Origin of the sequence: Parabacteroides sp. 52, from assembly GCF_010500925.1 — a bacterium.
Classification (GTDB): domain Bacteria; phylum Bacteroidota; class Bacteroidia; order Bacteroidales; family Tannerellaceae; genus QVMG01.
Genome location: NZ_QVMG01000050.1, coordinates 1 through 2447, shown reverse-complemented (window position 1 = coordinate 2447; position 2447 = coordinate 1). Strand labels below are relative to the sequence as shown.

The 2447-nt window shown below is 34.2% G+C and carries 4 protein-coding genes; all 4 read right to left on the bottom strand.

Going from position 1 to position 2447, the window contains the following annotated elements:
• A partial coding sequence (locus D0T51_RS12100) for a hypothetical protein (protein WP_163729647.1) occupies window positions 1–604 on the bottom strand: 604 nt, incomplete at its 3' end.
• A gap of 55 nt (window positions 605–659) precedes the next feature.
• The gene (locus D0T51_RS12095) at window positions 660–995 is read right to left on the bottom strand and encodes a hypothetical protein (RefSeq protein WP_163729645.1); all 336 of its coding nucleotides are present in this window, start codon (window positions 993–995) and stop codon (window positions 660–662) included.
• A gap of 354 nt (window positions 996–1349) precedes the next feature.
• A complete protein-coding gene (locus D0T51_RS12090) occupies window positions 1350–1937 on the bottom strand; it encodes a tyrosine-type recombinase/integrase (RefSeq protein WP_163729643.1) in 588 nt (195 codons plus the stop codon).
• Between the two features lie 244 nt (window positions 1938–2181).
• A partial coding sequence (locus D0T51_RS12085; protein ID WP_163729641.1) for a JAB domain-containing protein occupies window positions 2182–2447 on the bottom strand: 266 nt, incomplete at its 5' end.

Sequence of the window (2447 nt, the reverse complement as noted above, 5' to 3'; positions counted from 1 at the left end):
AATCTTCCCTACCACCTCTATTTCCATATTTTGTCTCTGTGATTAATTCAGATATACCCTTAGAACTCTCAAAGCTTTGTTTCCATAATTTCTGGTCTGCTTCTAACAGTTTTCTATCCTCTGGTTCAAGCAAAGACAGCACAAGATTATAATACTTGAGCATTAGCAGTTCTTCTGCTTCATACCTATACTCATATCCCATAGAAATCCAAAAGCCTTGATAATCATTCAATGATCCAATATAATCTTGTGTTGTCTCAATCCTAAATTTCTCTTTGGCAAACTCTATATACAAAGTAGTATCTTGTTCAGGAGTTAAGTCTAGCGTCAGTAAGTTTATATCTACACTAGCAATAAAACAGCTATCCACATAATCTTTAAAAAGACTATCTATTTCAGCAGATAAGTTAGTACCATCAATAGATTTCCAGTTATCTGTGTATATGTACTTCTTAAAGATAGCTTCTATCTCATTAATACCTAGCCTTTCCTGAAAGATATTTTCTGTTTCTCCATTTGGATGGGAAAGCAACTTATCTTTTGGATTGGAGTTCTGGCAAGATACCAATGAGATAAAAGCTAATAATATGACATTAATGTTCATTGTCTGAATTGTTAAAAACTCAATGGTGCTTAACAAATAGATGTTACAATTTTACTTATTCAGCATAAATATAACGCTTTAAATGAGGGTGTGCGTCTAAATACTCATCCATGGTTATTTCAATGTCTCCTTTATAACATTTGTTTTCCCCTCCAGGAAAGGAGTCGACTCTATAGCCATTTTTATAATAAGCAACCATTCTAACAAGTTTTCCATTGTTGTATTCTATAAAATTACGAGAAGACTCATTGCTATAGGCAATGCCTGTGTATGGTTTGTTTTTCAGATAGACAAGATCATTTTTGTTTTCTAAGTCATTGTAAGTAACTTTCTTATCACCACATCCACAGAGGAGTAAAAGCATGATAATAATTAAATTCATTTTTCCCATAATTATAATAAATTATTATTTCAACCCTGCTCCCTCTGGTTGACGTTATTACATAAAAAAAGCGTGGGAACTGCTTAATTTCTTACTCTATGTCTTAGAGGCATCCCCATGCCCAGTCGTACATATTATAGAAACAACAGACCCACGCCATTATGATAATATTCCTATGAAAGGAGTATATGCACAATAGACGTGAGCGTTCTGTTGTATTACAATGTACGACTTTTGAAAATGGGGATTTCCTAAGACAAAGTAATATCTTAAAACGCTTTTAATCACTATGTTCTTCCACTTCTCAACGCTTTGATAGGTGGAATTACTGCAAATATAACAAAAAGCGTTTATTTATGTTCGTCAGAAAGAAAGAGAATCATAAGTATCTAACAACTCTTCCTGTCTAAGTCCTAAATATCTCTTAGTGATTGCCACACTGGAATGGTTAAACAGTTCCATAAGCTTAACTAAGGCTAATTCTGCATTCTCTGAATTCTGGTTATAAACCTGTCTGCCAAATGTCTTTCTAAGACTATGACAGCTAAAGTTCTTCACACTCAATTTATACTTAGCCTTTATTTCCTTTAGAATCTTATTAATCCTCTGGATAGTATAAATAGTTCCTTTCTGGCTAACCAGAATAGGAGAATTAATACTGATAGGCTGAATATGCTCATAACATTCAGAGATATGCCGTTTCAACTGTGGGTTGATCCTTATAGTCCTGCCTTTACCTGTCTTCTTCTCCTGTATGGTAAATTCATCTACATTATAGATTTGTTTCCATCTTAGAGAAAGAATGTCAGATATACGCAGTCCCCAGAAACAACCAATTGAAATAAGAAGAGACATTTTATAGTTCCCATCTTTTGACAGTCTCCTGATTAAGTTGGTCATTTCTTCCCAATTTAGATAGTCTGCTGTTGTGTTGGAATATTTAAGTGACATAATGTTCAGTTTTAATTGATTTTACACATAAGTGAATCTTTAATTTTCACACTAATTCGTAAGTGCTTGATTAGTAGAGGAACGCTCACTTGTAACAATAGTGAGCGTCCTTTTTTATGGTCTAGGTCTTTTTGGCTTCCTTGTTAGTCTTATTAATCCAAATATAATTATAAGGAAGAAAGCAGAATGAGACATAAACCACACCACTGCCATTGCACCTATCAGGAACAAAAAAGCTAACACATTATATACGCCCTTCATCTGCATAGCTGTAATAGTTTTCAGTTGTAACAATAATATGATCTAACATAGACATTCCCATAAGTTTGCAGACCTTAGAAAGCTTTTCAGTTAACAGATCATCTTGCGGAGATGGAGTTAAGTAGCCACTAGGGTGGTTATGGCTTAGGATTATTCCTGTTGCATTGCCTAAGATAGCAGCTTGCATAATAATCTTAGTATCCGCTGTGCATTCAGAAGTTCCACCAACAGAAACAGTATGAAAGCCTA